This window comes from Stenotrophomonas sp. SrG (assembly GCF_050031795.1).
GTDB classification, from domain to species: domain Bacteria; phylum Pseudomonadota; class Gammaproteobacteria; order Xanthomonadales; family Xanthomonadaceae; genus Stenotrophomonas; species Stenotrophomonas rhizophila_A.
The window spans coordinates 280960-301873 of sequence record NZ_JBNBBE010000002.1; the positions used below are offsets into that span (position 1 = coordinate 280960).

Below are 20914 nucleotides of genomic sequence, written 5' to 3' on the forward strand. Positions count from 1 at the left end.
CACCCGACCGTTGGTCGGGTGGCCTTGGCTTACGCTTTTCCCAGCCGTGCCACCAGCGTCTGCAACGCCTGCTGCGCATCCGGGGCATACCAGGCCTCGACGAACCGGTCCAGCCGGATCAGGTCGGCGTGCAGTGCTTCATGCAGGTCTTCGCGCGCAATGGCGCGGGTGAGCAGCATCGGCTGGCGCGGCAGCTTGAGCAGGCGACCCAGCCAGGCCACCGCGCGCGGCACCACGTCGGCCGGGGCGGCCAGCTCATCCACCAGCCCGATCTCCAGGGCGCGTTCGGCCGGCACCATTTCACCGCCGATCAGCAGCTGCGAGGCGCGGTGGTGGCCGACCACCCGGCGCATCAGGCGCTGGATGCCTTCCGGCGCCACCAGCCCCACCTGCACCTCGTTCAGGCCGATCACCGTGGGCTGGGCCGGGTCCGGGCTGCGCGCCAGGATCCGGTAATCGCAGCACAGCGCCAGCACGCAGCCGCCGGCTGGGGCGTGGCCGGTCAGCGCGGCCACCACCGGCACGCGGCTCTCGGCGAGGGTGCGCACTGCGCCGAAGAACGCCTGCCAGCTGTCCAGCAGCTTGTGCCGGTCCTCGCCGTGGCTGAGCAGGTGCGGCACGTCCATGCCGGCGCTGAAGATGCGCTCGCTGCCCGACAGCACGATGCCGTGCACGTCATCGGCCATGGCCTGGTTGATGTCGTGGATCAGCTGACGGCACAACTCGGTGTCCAGCGCATTGACCGGCGGGCGGGCCAGCCGCAGCTCGCGGATGGGGCCATGGTTGATCACCTCGATAAGCGTCGTCATGCTGCGATCTCGTTGCGGGCAGGGAACTGAGGCGATGATAACCAAACCATTCGTGTGCGTATTGTTGGCGATGTGTGCGGCCGCAGCATCGGCCACAGCGGCGGAGCCGTCGTGTGTGACGGTGCGCGAGGGCTGGGTGCGGTTGCCGCCGCCGGGGGTAACGATGGCGGCCGGTTACGGCGAGATCCACAACGGCTGCAGGACGCCGGTGACCGTGGTTGCCGCCGGCAGCAAGGCCTTTGGCGACGTCTCCCTGCATGAAACCACGCTGATCGACGGCGTGAGCCGGATGCGCGCGGTGGAGCGGTTGCCGATTGCGCCGGGTGCGAGCGTGGTGCTCAAGCCCGGTGGCCTGCACCTGATGTTGATGCAGCCGGAAGTGGCGTTGGGCGTTGGCAAGGCGTTGCCGTTGCGACTCAGCCTGGAAGACGGCAGCAAGGTCGACGCAACGCTGGTTGTGCGCACGCGTTGATCATGGCGTTCGGCGCGTTGCGCCGCCGCCCGACCAACGGTCGGGCGCTACCCAGGAGGGGTAGGTACCGACCGTTGGTCGGTACGCCTCGGTAGGTGCCGACCGTTGGTCGGTACGCCCTGGTAGGTACCGACCGTTGGTCGGTACGCCCTGGTAGGTACCGACCGTTGGTCGGCACATGCTCAACTGCAGGCCGCGCGCAGCGCGTCCGGCAGCGGGGCGCTCTTGCCGGTCTGTGTATCCATCCACACCACGACCACGTTGCCGTCCGAATACAGCGTGCTGTCGTTCTTCTGGTCCACGATGCGGTGGCCGATGGTCACGCTGCTGTTGCCCAGGCGCTCGACAAACAGCTCCACCACGATGTCGTTGGGCCACACGATCGGCAGGCGGTAGTTGACGTTGGTCGCCGCCACCACCGGCGCGATCCGGTCGGTCATGGCAACGCCTTCCACGCCCAGCATCCAGCGCACGCGCGCCTCTTCCAGGTAGGAGATGTACTTGGCGTTGTTGACGTGGCCCATGCTGTCCATGTCGCGCCAGCGCACGCTGATCGGTACGCGGGCCAGGATCTTGTGTTCGTCGCTCATTACTTCTTCTTCGCCTTCGTGGTCTTGGCAGGGCTGGTCTTGCTGGGGGTGGTGGCGCGCTTGGCGGCCACCGCCTTCTTGGCCACCTTGGCCGGCTTTTCCGGCTTGGCCTTGCGCGGCGGGCGGGCGTCGGGCTTGTTGGCCACCGCGGCCGGGCGTTCCGGGCGCGCGCTGACCGAGGGCAGCATCTTGGCCAGGAACTGGCCGGTGTACGACGCCGGGTGCGCGGCCACGTCCTCGGGCGTGCCGGTGACCAGGATGGTGCCGCCGCGGTGGCCGCCTTCCGGGCCCAGGTCGACAATCCAGTCCGCGGTCTTGATCACGTCCAGGTTGTGTTCGATCACCACCACCGTGTTGCCCTCGTCGCGCAGCTTGTGCAGCACGCCCAGCAGCGCTTCGATGTCGTGGAAGTGCAGGCCGGTGGTCGGCTCGTCCAGGATGTACAGCGTGCGCCCGGTATCGCGGCGCGACAGCTCCTTGGACAGCTTCACACGCTGCGCTTCACCACCGGACAGCGTGGTCGCGCTCTGGCCCAGCTTGATGTAGCTCAGGCCCACGTCCACCAGCGTTTCCAGCTTGCGCGCGATGCTCGGCACCGGTTCGAACAGCTTCAGCGCATCTTCGACGGTCATCTGCAGCACGTCGTTGATGTTGTAGCCCTTGTACAGGATCTCCAGCGTTTCGCGGTTGTAGCGCTTGCCGTGGCACACATCGCAGGGCACGTACACGTCCGGCAGGAAGTGCATCTCCACCTTGATCAGGCCATCGCCCTGGCACGCTTCGCAGCGGCCGCCGCGCACGTTGAAGCTGAAACGGCCCGGCGAATAGCCGCGCGCACGTGCTTCGGGCACCTGCGCATACAGCTCGCGCAGCGGGGTGAACAGGCCGGTGTAGGTGGCCGGGTTCGAACGCGGGGTACGGCCGATCGGCGACTGGTCGATGTCCACCACCTTGTCGAACAGGTCCAGGCCTTCCACGTCCTTGTACGGCGCGATGGGGTGCGAGGAGCCGTTGATTTCGTTGGCGGCCAGCGAGAACAGGGTGTCGTTGATCAGGGTCGACTTGCCCGAACCGGACACACCGGTGATGCAGGTCAGCAGGCCCGACGGAATGTCCAGGTCCACGCCCTTGAGGTTGTTGCCGCTGGCACCACGCAGGTGCAGGGTCATCTTCGGGTTCGGCTTGTGCCGGCGCGCGGGAATCTCGATCGCACGCTTGCCCGACAGGTACTGGCCGGTAAGCGAACGCGGCGCGTCCAGGATGTCCTGCAGGGTGCCCTGGCCGACGATCTCGCCGCCGTGCACGCCGGCGCCCGGACCGATGTCCAGCACGTAGTCGGCCAGGCGGATCGCATCTTCGTCATGCTCGACCACGATCACCGTATTGCCCAGGTCGCGCAGGCGGGTGAGGGTGCCCAGCAGGCGCTCGTTGTCGCGCTGGTGCAGGCCGATGGACGGCTCGTCGAGCACGTACATCACCCCGACCAGGCCGGCGCCGATCTGGCTGGCCAGGCGGATGCGCTGGGCTTCGCCACCGGACAGGGTGTCGGCCTTGCGCTCCAGGGTGAGGTAATCCAGGCCCACGTCGACCAGGAAGCCCAGGCGCTCGCCGATCTCCTTGACGATCTTGCCGGCGATCTCGCCGCGCCAGCCGGGCAGGGTCATGCCGCTGAAGAACTTCAGCGCTTCATCGATTGGCAGCACCACCAGTTCCGGCAGCGCGCGGTCGGCCACGAACACGTTGCGCGCGGCACGGTTCAGGCGCTGGCCCTGGCATTCGGGGCAGTTGCGTTCGCTGATGTACTTGGCCAGCTCTTCGCGCACCGCCGCCGATTCGGTTTCCTTGTAGCGGCGTTCCAGGTTCGGAATGATGCCCTCGAAGCGGTGCTTGCGCTGGGTGCGGCCACCGGCTTCGGTGAAGTAGGTGAAGGTGATGGTTTCATCGCCGCTGCCGTACAGCACCGCCTTGCGCACCGGCTCGGACAGGCTCTGCCACGGCGCGTCGGTGTCGAACTTGTAATGCTTGGCCAGCGAGGCGATCAGCTGGAAGTAGTACGCGTTGCGGCGGTCCCAGCCGCGCACGGCACCGGCCGACAGCGACAGCTCCGGGTGCACCACCACGCGCGAGGGGTCGAAGAACTCGGCCATGCCCAGGCCATCGCAGCCCGGGCAGGCGCCCACCGGCGAATTGAACGAGAACAGGCGCGGTTCCAGCTCCGGCAGCGAGTAATCGCAGACCGGGCAGCTGTACTTGGACGAGAACAGGTGGGCCGGGGCGTCCTCCACGTCCAGCGACTGCACCGAGACCATGCCGTCGCCCAGCTTCAGCGCGGTTTCAAAGCTTTCGGCCAGGCGCTGCTTGATGTCCTCGCGCGGACGGAACCGGTCGATCACCGCTTCGATGGTGTGCTTCTGGCGCAGCGCCAGCGGCGGCACCGCATCGATTTCATGCAGCGCACCGTCCACCCGCACGCGCACGAAGCCCTGCGCGCGCAGCTGGTCGAACACCTGGGCATGCTCGCCCTTGCGCTCGCGGATCACCGGGGCCAGCAGCATGTAGCGCTGTTCCGGGTCCAGGGTCAGCACGTGGTCCACCATCTGGCTCACGGTCTGCGCTTCCAGCGGGTAGCCGTGGTCGGGGCAGCGCGGGCTGCCCACGCGGGCATACAGCAGGCGCAGGTAGTCGTAGATCTCGGTGATGGTGCCCACGGTCGAACGCGGGTTGTGCGAGGTCGACTTCTGCTCGATGGAGATCGCCGGCGACAGGCCTTCGATATGGTCCAGGTCCGGCTTTTCCATCACGCTCAGGAACTGGCGGGCATAGGCCGACAGCGACTCCACGTAGCGGCGCTGGCCTTCGGCGTAGATCGTGTCGAAGGCCAGCGAGGACTTGCCCGAGCCGGACAGGCCGGTAATGACGATCAACTTGTCGCGGGGCAGGTCGAGATCGATGTTCTTGAGGTTGTGCGTCCGCGCGCCGCGGATGCGGATGAAATCCATCGCCATGGGGGATCCGTTGAAAGTGGGGCAAGCGGAGACGGCAATCGGTCAGCCTACCGAGCTTGGGATTTGGGGGCAATCAGCGACATTGCCAGCCCCTTGTCTCATCTATTGAGACCGGCGGGCCCTGAACCTGAACGGGGTTCAGGGGAGGACGGCTCAAAGCTGGGGGTGGGTTGACCCGGGCTGGGGTGAGTCATTAAAATCCCGCTTCTGTCCGCCCTCGATGGCGGCAGTCCATAGACCACAATAACTACAGAGGAAGTCTGGTCATGTACGCAGTACTGGTAACCGGCGGTAAGCAATACCGCGTGGCGCAGGGCGAAACGCTCCGCGTTGAAAAGCTCGAAGTCGAAGTCGGCAACGAGATCAAGTTCGAAGAAATCCTGATGCTGGGTGACAGCGATGGCATCAAGCTGGGCGACGCTCTGAGCGGCGCTTCGGTCACCGCCAAGGTCGTGTCGCAGGGTCGTGCCGACAAGGTCCGGATCATCAAGTTCCGTCGCCGCAAGCACCACATGAAGCGCCAGGGTCACCGTCAGTACTACACCGAAATCGAGATCACCGGCATCGCCGGTGGCAAGAAGTAATAAGGAGAAGCAGTCATGGCACATAAGAAGGGCGTAGGCTCATCGCGCAACGGTCGCGACTCCAACCCGAAGTACCTCGGCGTCAAGATCTTCGGTGGCCAGGCCATCGATGCCGGCAACATCATCGTGCGTCAGCGCGGCACCCAGTTCCATCCGGGTACCGGCGTCGGCCTCGGCCGTGACCACACCCTGTTCGCGCTCGTCGACGGCAAGGTGGAGTTCTCGGTGAAGGGCCCGAAGAAGCGTCGTACCGTCAGCGTCGTCGCCGAAGCCTGAGCTTCGCGGCACGCAGGCGCCCCCGCCTAGGCGTGGGGCCGCTGACGAAAGCCCCGCTTCGGCGGGGTTTTTGTTTTTCACGTTAGACTCTGCGGTCGGGCGCACCCGTTGCCCACCGCCTCCAGTTGGCAACCAGAATCATGAAACTTGTAGACGAAGCAGAAATCCAGGTTACCGCCGGCAATGGCGGCAACGGCTGCGTCGGTTTCCGTCGCGAGAAGTTCATTCCGCTGGGCGGCCCGGACGGCGGCGACGGCGGCAATGGCGGCAGCGTGTACATCCGCGCCGACGAAAACCTCAATACCCTGGTCGATTTCCGCCACGAGCGCATCTTCAAGGCGCAGCGCGGCGAGAACGGCATGGGCCGCCAGGCCTATGGCAAGGGCGGCGAAGACCTGGTCATCACCGTGCCGGTCGGCACTGTGGTGATGAACGTGGCCACCGACGAAGTGATCGGTGACCTGACCCAGCACGACGACATCCTGCTGGTGGCCAAGGGCGGCAAGGGCGGCCTGGGCAACATGCACTTCAAGAGCTCCACCAACCGTTCGCCGCGCCAGTCGCTGCCGGGCGAGGAGGGCGAGGAGCGCCTGCTCAAGCTGGAGCTGAAGCTGCTGGCCGATGTGGGCCTGCTGGGCTTCCCCAATGCGGGCAAGAGCACGCTGATCCGCGCCGTGTCCGCTGCCACCCCCAAGGTGGCCGATTACCCGTTCACCACCCTCTACCCCAACCTGGGCGTGGTGCGCGTGGAGAACTACCGCAGCTTCGTGATTGCCGACATTCCCGGCCTGATCGAAGGTGCCGCCGATGGTGCCGGCCTGGGCGCGCAGTTCCTGCGCCACCTGCAGCGCACCCGCCTGCTGCTGCACCTGGTGGACATCTCCCCCATGGAAGGCGGGGTGGAAATCTCGCCGATCGAGCAGGTCCGTGCGATCGAGCGCGAGCTGGCCAAGCATGACCCGGAGCTGCTGGAAAAGCCGCGCTGGCTGGTGCTGAACAAGGCCGACCTGATGTTCGAGGACGAGGCCAAGGCGGCGGCCGAGAAGATCATCGCCGAGCTGGGCTGGACCCAGCCGTGGTACCTGGTCTCGGCGCTGGGCCGTGAAGGCACCTGGCCGATCATGACCAACATCATGGCCTTCTTCGACCGCCAGAAGGAAGACGAAGCGGATGCGCGCAACGCGCTCTGACGCTGACGTTGCTTCCTCGGGAAACCCGGCTTCGGCCGGGTTTTTCTGTGGGGCGGGGCACGCAAAAAACCCGGCCGGGGCCGGGTTCTTTTCCTGCACGCCGCGCGGGGCGCGGCGTCGCAGTGCCGTATCAGGCGGCCTTGAGGGCCTTGATGCGCGCGGTCAGGCGGCTCTTGTGGCGAGCGGCCTTGTTCTTGTGGATCAGACCACGCGAGCTGAAACGGTCGAGGATCGGCTGGGCGACGGCAAAGGCTGCCTCGGCGCCGGCGGCATCGTTGGCGTCGAGCGCCTTGATCACCTTCTTGACAGCGGTGCGCAGCATCGAACGCTGAGCCGTATTGCGCGCGTTGCGCACGACGGTCTGCTTGGCGCGCTTCTTGGCGGACTTGATATTGGCCACAGTGGTGGTTTCCTGAAAAATCGGTGTAATGGGAACAGCAAGCTGGAAAGTATGATGGCTCGAAAAATGTACGTCAAGTCAATTGTCAAGAGGAAACACGGGTGAGTTCACCAAGGATGTTGCGCGGGCTGCTGTCTTTCAGCAGCATGACCATGATTTCACGGGTGCTGGGGCTGGTCCGCGATCTGGCCGTCACCACCACGTTCGGCACCAATGCGGTGACGGACGCCTTCTGGGTGGCCTTCCGGGTGCCCAACTTCCTGCGCCGCCTGTTCGCGGAGGGCTCGTTCGCCACCGCCTTCGTGCCGGTGTTCACGGAAGTGAAGGAAACCCGTTCACATGAGGAGCTGCGCGAGCTGATGTCGCGCGTGGCCGGCACCCTGGGCGCGGTGCTGCTGCTGGTCACCGCGCTGGCGCTGATCTTCGCCCCGCAGCTGGCCACCCTGTTCTCCAGCGGGGTCGACACCGACCCGGCCAAGCACGGCCTGCTGGTGGACCTGTTCCGGCTGACCTTCCCGTTCCTGCTGTTCGTCTCGCTCACCGCCTTGGCCGGTGGCGCGCTGAACAGCTTCCAGCGCTTCGCCATGCCGGCGCTGACCCCGGTGATCCTCAACCTGTGCATGATCGCCGGCGCGCTGTGGCTGGCGCCGCGGCTGGGCGGCACGCCGGAAAAGCAGATCCTGGCGCTGGGCTGGGCCGTGCTGGCCGCCGGCGTGCTGCAGCTGCTGTTCCAGCTGCCGTCGCTGCACGGCATCAACCTGCTCACGCTGCCGCGCTGGGGCTGGACCCACCCCGGCGTGCGCAAGGTGCTGACCCTGATGGTGCCGACCCTGTTTGGCTCTTCGGTGGCCCAGATCAACCTGCTGCTGGATACCGTGATCGCGGCCAAGCTGACCGATGGCTCGCAGTCCTGGCTGTCGCTGGCCGACCGCTTCCTGGAGCTGCCGCTGGGCGTGTTCGGGGTGGCGCTGGGTACGGTGATCCTGCCGGCGCTGGCCCGCCACCATGTCAGTACCGACAAGGCCGGCTTCTCCAGCGCGCTGGACTGGGGCCTGCGCACCACGCTGCTGATCGCCGTGCCGGCCATGCTCGGCCTGATGCTGTGCGCCGAGCCGCTGATCGCCACGATCTTCCAGCATGGCCAGTTCACCGCCTTCGATACCCGCATGACCGCGCTGTCGGTATACGGCCTGAGCTTCGCCCTGCCGGCCTTCGCCCTGCTGAAAGTGGTGCTGCCGGCGTTCTATGCCCGCCAGGACACCCGTACCCCGGTGCGCGCCGGCCTGGTCGCGCTGGTGGCCAACATGGTCTTCAACTTCATCCTGCTGGCCGTGCTGTACCACGTGATGGTGCCCGAGGCGCTGAAGGCGCAGGGCGTGTGGGTGGCGCTGGGCAAGCAGCCGGGCCTGCACCTGGCGCTGGGCATTGCCAGCGCGCTGTCCAGTTACCTGAATCTCGGCCTGCTCTGGTACTGGCTGGGCAAGACCGACGTGTACCAGCCCAAGGCCGGCTGGGGCGGCTACGTGACCCGCCTGGGCCTGGCCTGCGCGGCCATGGTGGCGGTCCTGTTGGGCCTGCTGCAGCTGATGACCGACTTCACCGACATGGACAAATGGCACCGGATCGGCAACCTCGCGCTGCTGGTCGGCGGCGGTGGCCTGACCTACCTGCTGGCCCTGGTCGCCATGGGCTTCCGCCCGCGTCACCTGCGCGAGCATTGATCCATGGGCACCCCGGCTATACTTCATGGCTATCCCTTGCAACGCATCGGTCCTGACGGGCCGGATTCCCAGTAGATGACCAGGTTGTTCAGAAGCATCGAAGGCGGGCCTTTGTTCCCGTACGGAAGCGTGGTCTGCATCGGCGCATTCGACGGCCTGCACCTTGGCCATCGTGCGCTGGTGCGGCATGCGGCCGCGCGTGCCCGCGCGCTGGGCGTGCCCGCCGTGGCGGTCGCGTTCGAACCGCTGCCGCGCGAATACTTCGCCCAGGGCGAGCCGCCGCCGCGGCTGACCCTGGCCCGCGACAAGGTCACCATCCTGCGCGATTTCGGCGTGGATGCCATCGGCCTGCTGCGTTTCGATGCGGCCATGGCCGCCATGCCCGCCGAAGCCTTCGTCGAACAGCTGCTGGTCAACCGGCTGGGCGCGCGCGAAGTGTGGATCGGGCCGGAGTTCTGCTTCGGCAACCGCCGCCGCGGTGACCTGGCCCTGCTGCGGGCCATGGGCGCCGAACGCGGCTTCAGCGCCGGCGAGATCGACCCGGTGGATTTCCACGGCGAGCGCATTTCCGCCACCCGCATCCGCCAGCTGCTGCGCGAGGGCGATTTCGCCCATGCGGCCGATCTGCTCGGGCGCCCGTATGCGATCGGGGGCAGGGTAGTGCGCGGGCGCCAGCTCGGCCGCACCCTCGGCTTCCCCACCGCCAACCTGCGCTTCCCGAAAACGCCGGCGCTGGCGGGCATCTATGCCACCTGGGTGCACGGCGTGTTCGACCAGCCGTGGCCGTCGGTATCCAGCTTCGGCACCCGGCCGACCGTGGACGGGGTGGAGCCGCTGCTGGAAGCGCACCTGTTCGATTTCCAGGGCGACCTGTACGGTCGGCATATCCAGGTTGAGTTCGTCGCCAAGCTGCGCGACGAAGAAAAGTTCCATGATCTGGCGGCATTGACCGACCAGATGCACCGTGACGCCGATCAGGCCCGTCACATCCTTTCCGAACACAGATTGCGAGCCACTGCGTGAGCCAGGACTACAAAGCCACCCTTCATCTGCCGGCCACCGAATTCCCGATGCGCGGCGACCTGCCCAAGCGCGAGCCGGGCATTCTGTCGCGCTGGGAAGACGAGGGCCTGTACGCCCGCCTGCGCGAAAACGCGCAGGGTCGCCCGCTGTTCGTGCTGCACGACGGCCCGCCGTACGCCAATGGCCAGATCCACCTGGGCCATGCGGTCAACAAGATCCTCAAGGACATCATCGTCAAGTCGCGCTACCTGGCCGGCTTCGATGCGCCCTACGTGCCCGGCTGGGATTGCCACGGCCTGCCGATCGAGATCGCGGTCGAAAAGAAGTGGGGCAAGGTTGGCGTCAAGCTCGATGCCGTCGAGTTCCGCCAGAAGTGCCGCGAGTACGCCGAAGAGCAGATCGACCTGCAGCGCCGCGACTTCAAGCGCCTGGGCGTGATCGGCGATTGGGACAACCCGTACAAGACCCTGAGCTTCGATTTCGAAGCCAATGAAATCCGCGCGCTGTCCAAGATCTTCGCCAACGGCCACATCGTGCGCGGCGCCAAGCCCGTGCACTGGTGCTTCGATTGTGGCTCGGCCCTGGCCGAAGCGGAAATCGAGTACCAGGACAAGACCTCGCCGGCCATCGACGTGGCCTACGTAGCGCGCGATTCGGCGCAGCTCGCCGCGCGCTTCGGCGTGAGCCTGCCGGCCGATGTCGAGGTCGCCGTGCCGATCTGGACCACCACCCCGTGGACGCTGCCGGCCTCGCTGGCGGTGTCGCTGGGCGCGGATATCCAGTACGCCCTGGTTGAAGGCCCGGCCCATGCCGGCAAGCGCCGCTGGCTGGTGATCGCCGCCAGCCTGGCCGAGCGCGCCCTGCGCCGCTATGGCGTGGAAGACGTCGTCGCGCACGGCCATGCCGCCGGTGCCGCACTGGAAAACCTGCTGCTGGCCCATCCGTTCTACCCGCAGCGCGACATCCCGCTGCTCAACGGCGCGCACGTGTCCGATGAAGACGGTACCGGCGCGGTGCATACCGCCCCCGGCCACGGCCAGGAAGATTTCGTGGTCAGCCAGCAGTACGGGCTGATGGACAACTACACCGCCGCCCAGATCAACCCGGTGGATGGCCGTGGCGTGTACCGGCCGTCCACCCCGCCGGCCGGCGAGGTGGTGCTGGCAGGCGTGCACCTGTGGAAGGCGCAGCCGTTGATCGTGGACGTGCTGCGCGACTCCGGTGCGCTGCTGGCGTTCGTGGAAATCGTGCACAGCTATCCGCACTGCTGGCGCCACAAGACGCCGGTGGTGTTCCGCGCCACCCCGCAGTGGTTCATCTCGATGGACAAGGCCAACCTGCGCAGCGATGCCATGGCCGCCATCGACAACGTCGGCTGGTTCCCGAGCTGGGGCAAGGCGCGCATCGGCAGCATGGTCGATGGCCGCCCGGACTGGTGCATCAGCCGCCAGCGCACCTGGGGCGTACCGATCGCACTGTTCACCCACCGCGAAACCGGCGAGCCGCACCCGCGCACCGTCGAGTTGATGCAGCAGGTGGCCGACCGCGTGCAGGCGGGCGGCATCGACGTCTGGTACGCGCTGGACGCGGCCGAACTGCTGGGCGAAGAAGCGGCGCAGTACGAGAAGGTCACCGACATCCTCGATGTCTGGTTCGACTCGGGCGTCACCCATGAAGGCGTGCTGCTGGAGCGTGGCTTCGGCAAGCCGGCCGACCTGTACCTGGAAGGTTCCGACCAGCACCGCGGCTGGTTCCAGTCCTCGCTGCTCACCGGCGTGGCCATCGACAAGCACGCGCCCTACAAGCAGTGCCTCACCCATGGTTTCACCGTGGATGAGAAGGGCCGCAAGATGTCCAAGTCGCTGGGCAATGGCATCGAACCGCAGGACATCATGAAGACCCTGGGCGCGGACATCCTGCGCCTGTGGATCGCCTCGGCCGATTACAGCAACGAAATGTCGCTGTCGCAGGAAATCCTCAAGCGCAACGCCGACGCCTACCGGCGCCTGCGCAACACCGCGCGCTTCCTGCTCGGCAACCTGGACGGCTTCGATCCCGCCCAGCACCTGGTCGCTCCCGCCGACATGGTCGCGCTGGACCGCTGGATCGTGCATCGCGCCTGGGAGGTGCAGGAGAAGATCAAGGCGGCGTACACCGGCTACAACATGGCCGAAATCGTGCAGCTGCTGCTGAACTTCTGCAGCGTGGACCTCGGTTCGCTGTACCTGGACGTCACCAAGGACCGGCTGTACACCATGCCGACCGACTCGCGCGGCCGCCGTTCGGCGCAGAGCGCGATGTACCACATCGCCGAAGCGTTCACCCGCTGGATCGCGCCGATCCTGACCTTCACCGCCGATGAGCTGTGGGGCTACCTGCCGGGCGAGCGCAAGGAAAACGTGCTGTTTGCCACGTGGTACGAAGGCCTGGTGCCGCTGCCGGCCGATGCCGCGATCAACGCTGCCGACTTCGACCAGCTGCTGGCCCTGCGCGAGCAGGTGGCCAAGGTGCTCGAGCCGATGCGCGCCAACGGTGCCATCGGTGCCGCGCTCGAAGCGGAAATCACCGTCGCCGCCAGCGAGGAAACCGCTGCGCGCTGGCAGCCGCTTGCCGAGGAACTGCGCTTCCTGTTCATCAGTGGCGATGTCAGCGTGCGCCCGGCGACCACCGACGAGGTGTTCGTCAGCGCCCAGCCGACCACCAAGCAGAAGTGCGTGCGCTGCTGGCACTACCGTGCCGACATCGGCAGCGTGGCCGCCCACCCGGAACTGTGCGGTCGTTGCGCAAGCAACGTCGACGGTGCCGGCGAAGACCGGAAGTGGTTCTGATGGCGGCCCCGCGTCCGCGCCCGAGCGCGCTGGTGTGGCTGGTGCTGTCGGCCGCCATCATCATCCTCGACCAGTGGAGCAAGGCCTGGGTCCTCTCCAGCCTGCCCGAGTACCAGCCGGTGGCCGTCATCGACGGCTTCTGGAACTGGTACCGCACCTACAACACCGGCGCAGCGTTCAGTTTCCTGAGCGATGCCGGTGGCTGGCAGCTGTGGTTCTTCACCGCGCTGGCGGTGGGCATCAGCGGCCTGATGGCGTTCTGGCTGTCGCGCACCCCGCGTGCGCACTGGCGCAGCGCCGTGCCGTACGCGCTGGTGATCGGCGGGGCCATCGGCAACGTCATCGACCGCCAGGTGCACGGCCACGTGGTCGATTTCATCCAGTGGTACGTGGGTGAGCACTACTGGCCCTCGTTCAACATCGCCGACGCCGCCATCGTGGTCGGCGCCATCGGCATCGCGGTGTTCGGCCTGTTCGACGGCAAGGCCGCCAAAAAGGCGGATAATGCCAACCCGTAACCCACCGCCGGCCGCTGCCGGGAGACCTGTCTGATGGATGTGCTGCTCGCCAACCCGCGTGGATTCTGTGCCGGTGTCGATCGTGCGATCGAGATCGTCAAGCGCGCGATCGAAACGCTGGGCGCGCCCATCTACGTGCGCCATGAAGTGGTGCACAACCGCTTCGTGGTGGACGACCTCAAGCAGCGCGGCGCGATCTTCGTCGAAGAACTCGACGAAGTGCCCGATGGCAACACGGTGATCTTCAGCGCCCATGGCGTTTCCCAGGCCGTGCGCCAGGAAGCGGACCGTCGTGGCCTGAAGGTGTTCGACGCCACCTGCCCGTTGGTGACCAAAGTGCACTTCGAAGTGGCGCGCCACTGCCGGGCCGGCCGCGACGTGGTGCTGATCGGCCACGCCGGTCACCCGGAAGTGGAAGGCACCATGGGCCAGTGGAAGCAGGAAGCCGGCAGCGGCACCATCTACCTGGTGGAAGATGTGGAGCAGGTGGCCACGCTGGAACTCAACCAGCCGGACAACTTCGCCTACACCACCCAGACCACGCTGTCGGTGGACGACACCCGCGGCATCATCGAAGCCCTGCGCACGCGCTTCCCGGCCATGCAGGGCCCGAAGAACGACGACATCTGCTACGCCACCCAGAACCGCCAGGACGCCGTGCGCGACCTGGCCAAGCGTTGCGACCTGGTGCTGGTGGTGGGCTCGCCGAACAGCTCCAACTCCAACCGGCTCAGCGAACTGGCGCGCCGCGATGGCGTGGAAAGCTACCTGATTGACGGCGCCGACGAGATCGACCCGGCGTGGGTGCTGGGCAAGAAGCACATCGGCCTCACCGCGGGTGCCTCCGCACCGCAGGTGCTGGTGGACGGCGTGATCGCGCGCTTGAAGGAACTGGGCGCGGGGAACGTGGGCGAGCTGGAAGGCGAGCCCGAATCGATGGTGTTTGCGTTGCCCAAGGAGCTGAGGCTGCGCCTCATCTCCTGATCGGTGTGACGACCAACGGTCGTCACCTACCGTTCCTGGCGTGACGACCAACGGTCGTCACCTACCGTTCCTGGCGTGACGACCAACGGTCGTCACCTACCGAACGGTGCGTGCCTTTGCCGTTCGTGGCGGAAATTGCCCGGTAGGTACCGACCGTTGGTCGGTACGCTCTTTCGTACCGAAGACATGACCTTTGGCCATGGGGCTGCACCTCCCCGCAGGTCTAGCATCGATCCTTTCGTATGCCGGAACCGTCTTCGATGAAACTGCGTGCCGCCGTCCTCTCCGTGCTTCTCGCCGCCACTACCACCGGCGTGCACGCGCAGACACCCCCGCCGCAGGACGTCGCCTTCCCGGGCACGCTGCGCATCGACGTGGACGCACGCGACATCGGCCGCCGCATCTTCAAGGTCAAGGCCACCGTGCCGGCGCAACCGGGCCCGCTGACCCTGCTGTACCCGCAATGGCTGCCCGGCGCGCATTCCCCCAGCGGCCCCATCGACAAGCTCGCCGGCCTGGTGGTCACCGCCAACGGCAAACCGCTGGCGTGGAAGCGCGACCCGTACAACGTGTACGCCTTCACCGTGGACGTGCCGCAGGGCGCCAGTGAAGTCGTCGCCAACTTCAACTTCCTTTCCTCGCAGGGCGCAGGGCAGGGCCGCGTGGTGATGACCCCGGAAATGCTCAACCTGCAGTGGAACGCCAACTCCCTATACCCGGCCGGCGTGATCACCCGCAACATCCAGGCCCAGGCCAGCGTCACCCTGCCGCCGGGCTGGGCCTACGCCACCGCGCTGGACACCGAGCGCCGCGATGGCGACACCGTGGTGTTCAAGCCGATCAGCTACGACCACCTGGTGGACTCGCCGCTGTTCGCCGGCCGCCACTACCAGCAGTTCGACCTCGACCCCGGCGCCAAGGTGCCCGTGCACCTCAACGTGTTCGCCGACGACGCCAAATCACTGGTGGCCAAGCCCGAACAGCTGCAGGCGCATCGCGCGCTGGTGCAGCAGATGTACAAGCTCTACGGCGCACGCCACTTCGACCGCTACGAATTCCTGCTCGCGCTCACCAGCAAGCTCGGCGGCATCGGCCTGGAGCACCAGCGCTCCAGCGAGAACAGCGGCGATACTGGCTACTTCACCGAGTGGGACAAGACCTGGCTCGGCCGCGACCTGCTGCCGCACGAATTCAACCACTCCTGGAACGGCAAGTACCGCCGTGGCGCCGACCTGACCACCGCCAACTTCAACGTGCCCATGGGCGACAGCCTGCTGTGGCTGTACGAAGGCCAGACCCAGTTCTGGGGCCACGTGCTGGCCGCGCGTTCGGGCCTGTGGAGCACCGACCAGACCCGCGACATGCTGGCGAACGTGGCGGCGACCTACGACCGCGGCCGCCCCGGCCTGGCCTGGCGCAACCTGCAGGACACCACCAACGACCCCACCATCGCCCAGCGCCGCGCCCTGGCGTTCCGCAATTACCAGATGAGCGAGGACTACTACTCCGGCGGGCAGATGGTGTGGCTGGACGTGGAAGGCAAGTTGCGCGCCTTGACCGGCAACAAGCGCAGCATCGATGATTTCGCCAAGGCCTTCTTCGGCATGCACGACGGCGACTGGAACGTGAATCCGTATACGTTCGATGAAGTGGTCAGCACCTTGAACGGCATCGCCCCGTACGACTGGGCCAGCTTCCTGCGTGAGCGCCTGGACGGCCACGGCCCGCTCATCGGCGGGCTGGAAGCGGCGGGTTGGAAGCTGGTCTACACCGATACCCCGAACGATGCCTTCAAGGCGCAGGAAACCCGCGCCAAGAACACCAACCTGCTGTACTCGCTGGGCGTGGCGGTCACCGACGGCGGCGCCATCACCGACGTGCTGTGGGACAGCCCCGCCTTCAACGCCGGCCTGGCCCCGGGCATGAGCGTACTCGCGCTCAACGGCCGCGTGTTCAAGGGCGAGGACCTGAAGGACGCGGTGGCCGCGGCCAAGACCGACAAGGCACCGCTCACCCTGCTGGTGCGCAACTTCGACCGTATCGACACCATCAAGCTCGATTACCACGGCGGCCTGCAATACCCCTCGCTGCAGCGCATCGCCGGCAAGCCCGACCGCCTGGCCGAGCTCTGGAAAGCGCGATGAACCTGCGCCGCGACGTGCCGATCCTGCTGGCGGCAACTGCCGCCATCGTCGGCGCGTCGCTCGACGGCGACGGCCGCTGGCTGCACTGGATCGCCAAACCGCTGGCCACGCTGCTGATAGCAGCCATGGCGTTCCGTAGTGCCGACCGTTGGTCGGCAACCGACACACCCTCCGCCCACCGCACCTACGCCCGCGCGATCCTGCTCGGCATGGCGTTTTCCTGCATCGGCGACATCTTTCTGATGCTGCCCTTCGACGCCTTCGTACCGGGGCTGATCGCCTTCCTGCTCGCGCACGTCTGCTACATAGTCGCCTTCCGCGCAGGCTTCAGGTCAGGGCAGGGACTGCTGTTCTCAGCCGCATTGCTTGCCGTATTCGCCGGCATCAACCTGGCCGGCCTATGGCCGCTGCTCCCCAACGACCTGCGCATCCCGGTAGTGGTTTACGTAGTAGTGCTCGCGCTGATGGCTACACTCGCGTTGGCGCGCGCATGGACGAACAATGCAGCAACCCCATCCGCACCCACAAGCGCCCGCTGGGCCGCAATCGGCGCAGTCCTGTTCGTCATCAGCGACTCCGTACTGGCGTGGGACCGCTTCGGCGGCGGCCTCCCAGCCGCAACCCTGTGCGTACTAAGCACCTACTACGCAGCGCAATACTGCATAGCCCGCTCGGTCCCATAACGGCTCGCACGCACCTGTTGGCATGACCGGGGTTGGACGACTGGCATTACTGTCTGCAGGACGCGGCCGTAGCGGCGGCTTTACCTGTGCTGCCGGCACGGCACGGCTCTGGTAGGGTCGGTTCCCAAACGACCGCCGACCCTGCCAATCACTGCTGTAACGCATGACCCCGGCCGGAGATGCGCTCTTCGCGTGATCACTCCCCAACATCCCTCGCCGACTCACACCGCTTCCCTTCATCACACAACCGATCCAACAACGCCAACGCCACCCCATTGCTCCACCCAAACCCATCCTGCAACGGATACTCACCACCGCCGCCCCCGCCAGCCGACCCATCCACCACATACTTCTCCACCAGCTTCCCCTCACGGTCATACACCGTCTGCACCGTCCGCAGGAACCGCACGCCAACCTGTCGCGCCAACGCATCCTGCTTGTAACGCTGCAATCCATCCACGGCCACCCACTGCAACGGCGCCCACCCATTCGGCGCATCCCACTGCTGCCCGGTGTTCTCGGTGGTGGTCAACAACCCACCCGCACGCACCAACTGCGTCTCCACGGCTTCCGCAGTACGCCTCGCCTGCACCGGGCTCGCCACCTCCAACCACAACGGAAACAACGCCGCTGCCGTCAGGGCAGGGCGGGGCGTCCCGCGCTCCAGATCCCGATCCGCATACCACCCCTGCCGCTCATCCCACAGCAGCGCATTGATCGCCTGCTTGCGCTGTTCCGCCTGCCGCGCGAATTCCCGCGCCACAGAACGTTCCCCCGACGCACGACTCGCCCGCGCAATCGTCGTCTCAAGATGGAACAGCAGACTGTTCAGATCCACCGGCACAATCTCGGTGGTATGGATGCTCCCCAGCTCCGCCGGATGCACCAGCCACCGCGAACTGAAATCCCACCCCGATTCCGCCCCGGCCCGCAGATCGCGATACACCTGCGAAGGCGCGCGATCCGGCACCGTAGCCGCCGTCGCCAGATCATCCGTCCACGACTCGGTACGCGGCACCGCCCGCGCATCCCAGTACCGGTTGAGCAGGCTCCCATCATTCATCCGCACCACCCGCTCACTGGCCGCACCGGGCGCCAAACCCTCCGCCCCACGCATCCAGAACGCATGCTCGGTGCGCAGCTGCGGCAGATACCTTCGATACGCGTCATCCCCCTCATGCATCGCCAGTAGATCCACCATCAAACTGAAGAACGGCGGCTGCGACCGGCTCAGGTAATAGCTGCGGTTGCCGTTGGGAATATGCCCGTACTGGTCCAGCTGCCAGGCAAAGTTGTCCACCATGTCGCGCACCTGCTGCCAGCGGCCACTGGAGGCCAGGCCGAGCAGGGTGAAGTAGCTGTCCCAGTAGTACACCTCGCGGAAGCGCCCGCCGGGCACCACATACGGCTTGGGCAGCGGCAGCAGCGAACCACGCGGGTCCACGGTGTCGGTGGTCCGGGTCAGCACCGGCCACAGTCCCTCGATATGCGCGCGCAGGGTTTCCCCGGCGGGCGGCACGTAGGCGGCTGACTCCGTGGGAACGGTGAAGTGCGTGGCCACGAAGGCGGGCAGGGCGTAGCCGGGCTGCGCCTGGGCCTGGCCCCATTCGGCCAGCAGTGCGTCGGTATCCAGTTTCGGCACCGCATCGGCGAACGTCTTCTGGTCCTTGAACAGGTGGCCGCGCTGCACCTGCTGGAACAGGGGCTGCCACTGCTGGTCAGGCGGCGCAGGCACAGTGACCTCGGCCGCAGCCGTGGTGGCGAACAGCAATGAGGCGATCAGCAGGCCGGGCAGGCGGGCACAGGGGGACATGCGGGGCCTCCAGATGATGGTCCACGCACTTTACGGGCGGTCACGTCAACGCGGGGTGGCTCGGGCTGAACCGTCGCGCCTCGATGCGCGATCTTCACGCAGTCAGACGAACCCGCTACCATCTCGCGTGGGCACGTCGCTGGGGAGCGTCGTGCCTTCAAGGATGTCGCTCATTCCAGTGTCGTTTGAGCCTGCCGGTCGGTGTGACCGGACTTCAGGGAGAGATCGTATGCGCAGCACGTTGTTGACGGCGGTTCTGCTGTTCGCAGTGCCGGGTATCGCAGTGAGTGCACCACAGGAACCGGCCAAACTGGTGGCGACCCATGGCTATGCCTATGCGTCGTTCTCCAAGGGCGGGCGCGATGTACTCGTTGTCAGCCCGGTGGGCAGCAAGCGCGAGATCCGTATCGACATGGCGGCCGCCGTTCCGGCCGTTGCCAGCATGCAGGCGCTGGGCATGTGGTTGCCGGCGGGCAACTATCGTATTACGGGATGGGGCTTTCTGCCGTGGAAGGACGGCCCGACCTTCGAGGTCAAGCCTGGCCGGGTCACGGATCTGGGCGACTACGTTGCCGTGAATGTGGGTGGTTACAAGACCGTGGTCGTCCCTCTCACCCATGACGAGCATCCGGGAAGGGTGGCCGCAGCGGCGCAACCGTTCGCCTCGCTGCTGACCGACCCCGTACCGCTCCGCCCTGCCACCTTGTCGCTGTCGCCGGCCATGGAGGCGGGTAATCCGGATACCGGGCTGGGCCCCATCGTCAATCTGCTGATGGCCTATGATCGCAAGGTCAACAAGACGTCCACGATTGAAGCGCTGACATCGGCCAAGGATCCTGATGCGTTTCTCCGCCTGATCCGAACAGTCACCGTACCGGTACAGGACGAGCCGGCCACTCTCGCCGACGGCACCATGTATTTCCCTGCCGACTTCGGGCAGCTGCGCAAGCGCACGCGGGACGGCCAGTGGAGCAACGTCGGCATGGACACCGTGCGCAAGATCATGGCGGTGGAGGCGTACGACGGACGCCTGGTTAGCGGGAGCGATGACGGCTACATCCGCGAAAGCCGCGATGGCGGCGCCACCTGGGCCGAGCTCGCGGCGCTGGGCAGCATGCGCTCGGTTGTGGACATCGATCACGCGGGCGGCCGTTGGGTCGTGACCACCGCAGAAAATGCCGATGCTTTTGTACCAGGGCGCATCCCGCTGGCGCCGCGACTGCAGCCACCGGCCAAGGCAGTGCGCCTTCGCGTGTACGTCGCGCAGCGCGATGACCTGGGTGACCTGACGCTCTCCCGCGAGTTGTCGTTGGAGGGAAAAGACATGTGGGGCTGGCTGGGCGCGCAGGGACAACTGGCGGGCAGCGACTACTATCTGTTGGCGGGCAACACGCCGCAGCGACTCGATCTGGCCACCGGGCGTTGGAAGTCCATCGCGCCCAGGGAGCGGACGTCCTCACTACGGGTCAACCCTTCCACGGGGGTGCTCGCGGCGCTCTGGAGCCAGGGAGCCTTCTCGAAGGTCTATTACTCGACGGATCGTGGCGAGAGCTGGCAGCAAATCGGCCGGCCGCCCTATGTCATCCACGATGTGCAGATGGATACCGCTGCCACAGGCTGGGCGACTCGCTGGAACGTCAATACCTGGGGTGGGGTCTGGGAGCTCTATGCCTATTCGTCGCAGAAGAACGACTGGGACATGACCGGCGAAGCGCCTTTCAACTGCAAACCCATGCGAGTGGGTGTCGAGGCACCGGTGCTGTGCGTGGCCGCCGATTCCAGCATCTTCGCGCTGCGGGATGGCAGCTGGAAGGTCGAGTTCTCCGCGCAGTGAGGGGAGGGGGCAGGCTTGACCGCCCTGCGGCTCGGTAGGG

Annotated in this window: 16 protein-coding genes and 1 pseudogene; 12 read left to right on the top strand and 5 right to left on the bottom strand. The window is 66.4% G+C overall.

From position 1 onward, the window contains the following. Positions 1 to 29: 29 nt before the first annotated feature. Positions 30 to 809 (bottom strand): enoyl-CoA hydratase/isomerase family protein, encoded by a 780-nt coding sequence (locus ACQG3P_RS03280; protein ID WP_068850181.1) that lies wholly within the window; start codon positions 807 to 809, stop codon positions 30 to 32. Positions 810 to 843: 34 nt separating this feature from the next. Here ACQG3P_RS03280 and ACQG3P_RS03285 point away from each other — a divergent pair, with 34 nt between their 5' ends. After that, on the top strand, positions 844 to 1281 hold the full coding sequence (locus ACQG3P_RS03285) for a copper chaperone PCu(A)C (RefSeq protein WP_426804188.1): 438 nt from the start codon (positions 844 to 846) through the stop codon (positions 1279 to 1281). A gap of 182 nt (positions 1282 to 1463) precedes the next feature. Here the strand turns inward: ACQG3P_RS03285 and ACQG3P_RS03290 are convergent, their stop codons facing one another. Both ACQG3P_RS03290 and uvrA read right to left on the bottom strand, forming a co-directional pair. Further along, positions 1464 to 1871, bottom strand: a complete 408-nt coding sequence (locus tag ACQG3P_RS03290) for an acyl-CoA thioesterase (protein ID WP_093533084.1) — start codon at positions 1869 to 1871, stop codon at positions 1464 to 1466. Next, positions 1871 to 4876: an excinuclease ABC subunit UvrA gene (uvrA, locus tag ACQG3P_RS03295; RefSeq protein ID WP_068850190.1), complete on the bottom strand. Its 3006-nt coding sequence runs from the start codon at positions 4874 to 4876 to the stop codon at positions 1871 to 1873. Before uvrA ends, ACQG3P_RS03290 begins: the two co-directional genes overlap by 1 nt. Before the next feature lie 266 nt (positions 4877 to 5142). On the opposite strand from uvrA, the gene rplU reads away from it, so the two are divergent. The 3 genes from rplU to cgtA all read left to right on the top strand — a co-directional run bounded on the left by rplU (position 5143) and on the right by cgtA (position 6926). Next, a complete protein-coding gene (gene rplU, locus ACQG3P_RS03300; protein WP_068850193.1) occupies positions 5143 to 5460 on the top strand; it encodes a 50S ribosomal protein L21 in 318 nt (105 codons plus the stop codon). A gap of 15 nt (positions 5461 to 5475) precedes the next feature. Continuing rightward, entirely contained in the window at positions 5476 to 5736 is a 261-nt protein-coding gene (gene rpmA, locus ACQG3P_RS03305; protein WP_019184517.1) for a 50S ribosomal protein L27, read from the top strand. 140 nt (positions 5737 to 5876) lie between these two features. Continuing rightward, the gene (cgtA, locus tag ACQG3P_RS03310) at positions 5877 to 6926 is read left to right on the top strand and encodes an Obg family GTPase CgtA (protein ID WP_068850197.1); all 1050 of its coding nucleotides are present in this window, start codon (positions 5877 to 5879) and stop codon (positions 6924 to 6926) included. Between the two features lie 130 nt (positions 6927 to 7056). Here the strand turns inward: cgtA and rpsT are convergent, their stop codons facing one another. Continuing rightward, complete coding sequence (gene rpsT / locus ACQG3P_RS03315; RefSeq protein ID WP_017354922.1) at positions 7057 to 7326, bottom strand: 30S ribosomal protein S20; 270 nt, start codon at positions 7324 to 7326, stop codon at positions 7057 to 7059. Between the two features lie 116 nt (positions 7327 to 7442). On the opposite strand from rpsT, the gene murJ reads away from it, so the two are divergent. The 7 genes and pseudogenes from murJ to ACQG3P_RS03350 all read left to right on the top strand — a co-directional run bounded on the left by murJ (position 7443) and on the right by ACQG3P_RS03350 (position 17227). Next, complete coding sequence (murJ, locus tag ACQG3P_RS03320; protein ID WP_068850200.1) at positions 7443 to 9047, top strand: murein biosynthesis integral membrane protein MurJ; 1605 nt, start codon at positions 7443 to 7445, stop codon at positions 9045 to 9047. A 75-nt stretch (positions 9048 to 9122) separates the two neighbouring features. Next, positions 9123 to 10043 (top strand): annotated as a pseudogene (locus tag ACQG3P_RS03325) (bifunctional riboflavin kinase/FAD synthetase); the annotation flags it as partial. Positions 10044 to 10066: 23 nt separating this feature from the next. Then, a complete protein-coding gene (gene ileS / locus ACQG3P_RS03330) occupies positions 10067 to 12898 on the top strand; it encodes an isoleucine--tRNA ligase (RefSeq protein ID WP_426804189.1) in 2832 nt (943 codons plus the stop codon). After that, on the top strand, positions 12898 to 13416 hold the full coding sequence (lspA, locus tag ACQG3P_RS03335; protein ID WP_068850210.1) for a signal peptidase II: 519 nt from the start codon (positions 12898 to 12900) through the stop codon (positions 13414 to 13416). The genes ileS and lspA overlap by 1 nt, the downstream gene beginning before the upstream one ends. Positions 13417 to 13449: 33 nt before the next feature. Then, positions 13450 to 14400, top strand: coding sequence for a 4-hydroxy-3-methylbut-2-enyl diphosphate reductase (ispH, locus tag ACQG3P_RS03340; protein WP_426804190.1), 951 nt, complete (start codon positions 13450 to 13452; stop codon positions 14398 to 14400). A gap of 260 nt (positions 14401 to 14660) precedes the next feature. Next, a complete protein-coding gene (locus ACQG3P_RS03345) occupies positions 14661 to 16544 on the top strand; it encodes a M61 family metallopeptidase (protein WP_426804191.1) in 1884 nt (627 codons plus the stop codon). Next, positions 16541 to 17227, top strand: coding sequence for a lysoplasmalogenase (locus tag ACQG3P_RS03350; RefSeq protein ID WP_426804192.1), 687 nt, complete (start codon positions 16541 to 16543; stop codon positions 17225 to 17227). The genes ACQG3P_RS03345 and ACQG3P_RS03350 overlap by 4 nt, the downstream gene beginning before the upstream one ends. Positions 17228 to 17423: 196 nt before the next feature. Here ACQG3P_RS03350 and treA read toward each other — a convergent pair whose 3' ends face one another. Next, positions 17424 to 19040, bottom strand: coding sequence for an alpha,alpha-trehalase TreA (gene treA, locus ACQG3P_RS03355; RefSeq protein WP_426804193.1), 1617 nt, complete (start codon positions 19038 to 19040; stop codon positions 17424 to 17426). 229 nt (positions 19041 to 19269) lie between these two features. Between treA and ACQG3P_RS03360 the strand changes: the two genes are divergently transcribed. Beyond that, a complete protein-coding gene (locus ACQG3P_RS03360; protein ID WP_426804194.1) occupies positions 19270 to 20874 on the top strand; it encodes a hypothetical protein in 1605 nt (534 codons plus the stop codon). Positions 20875 to 20914: the final 40 nt, after the last annotated feature.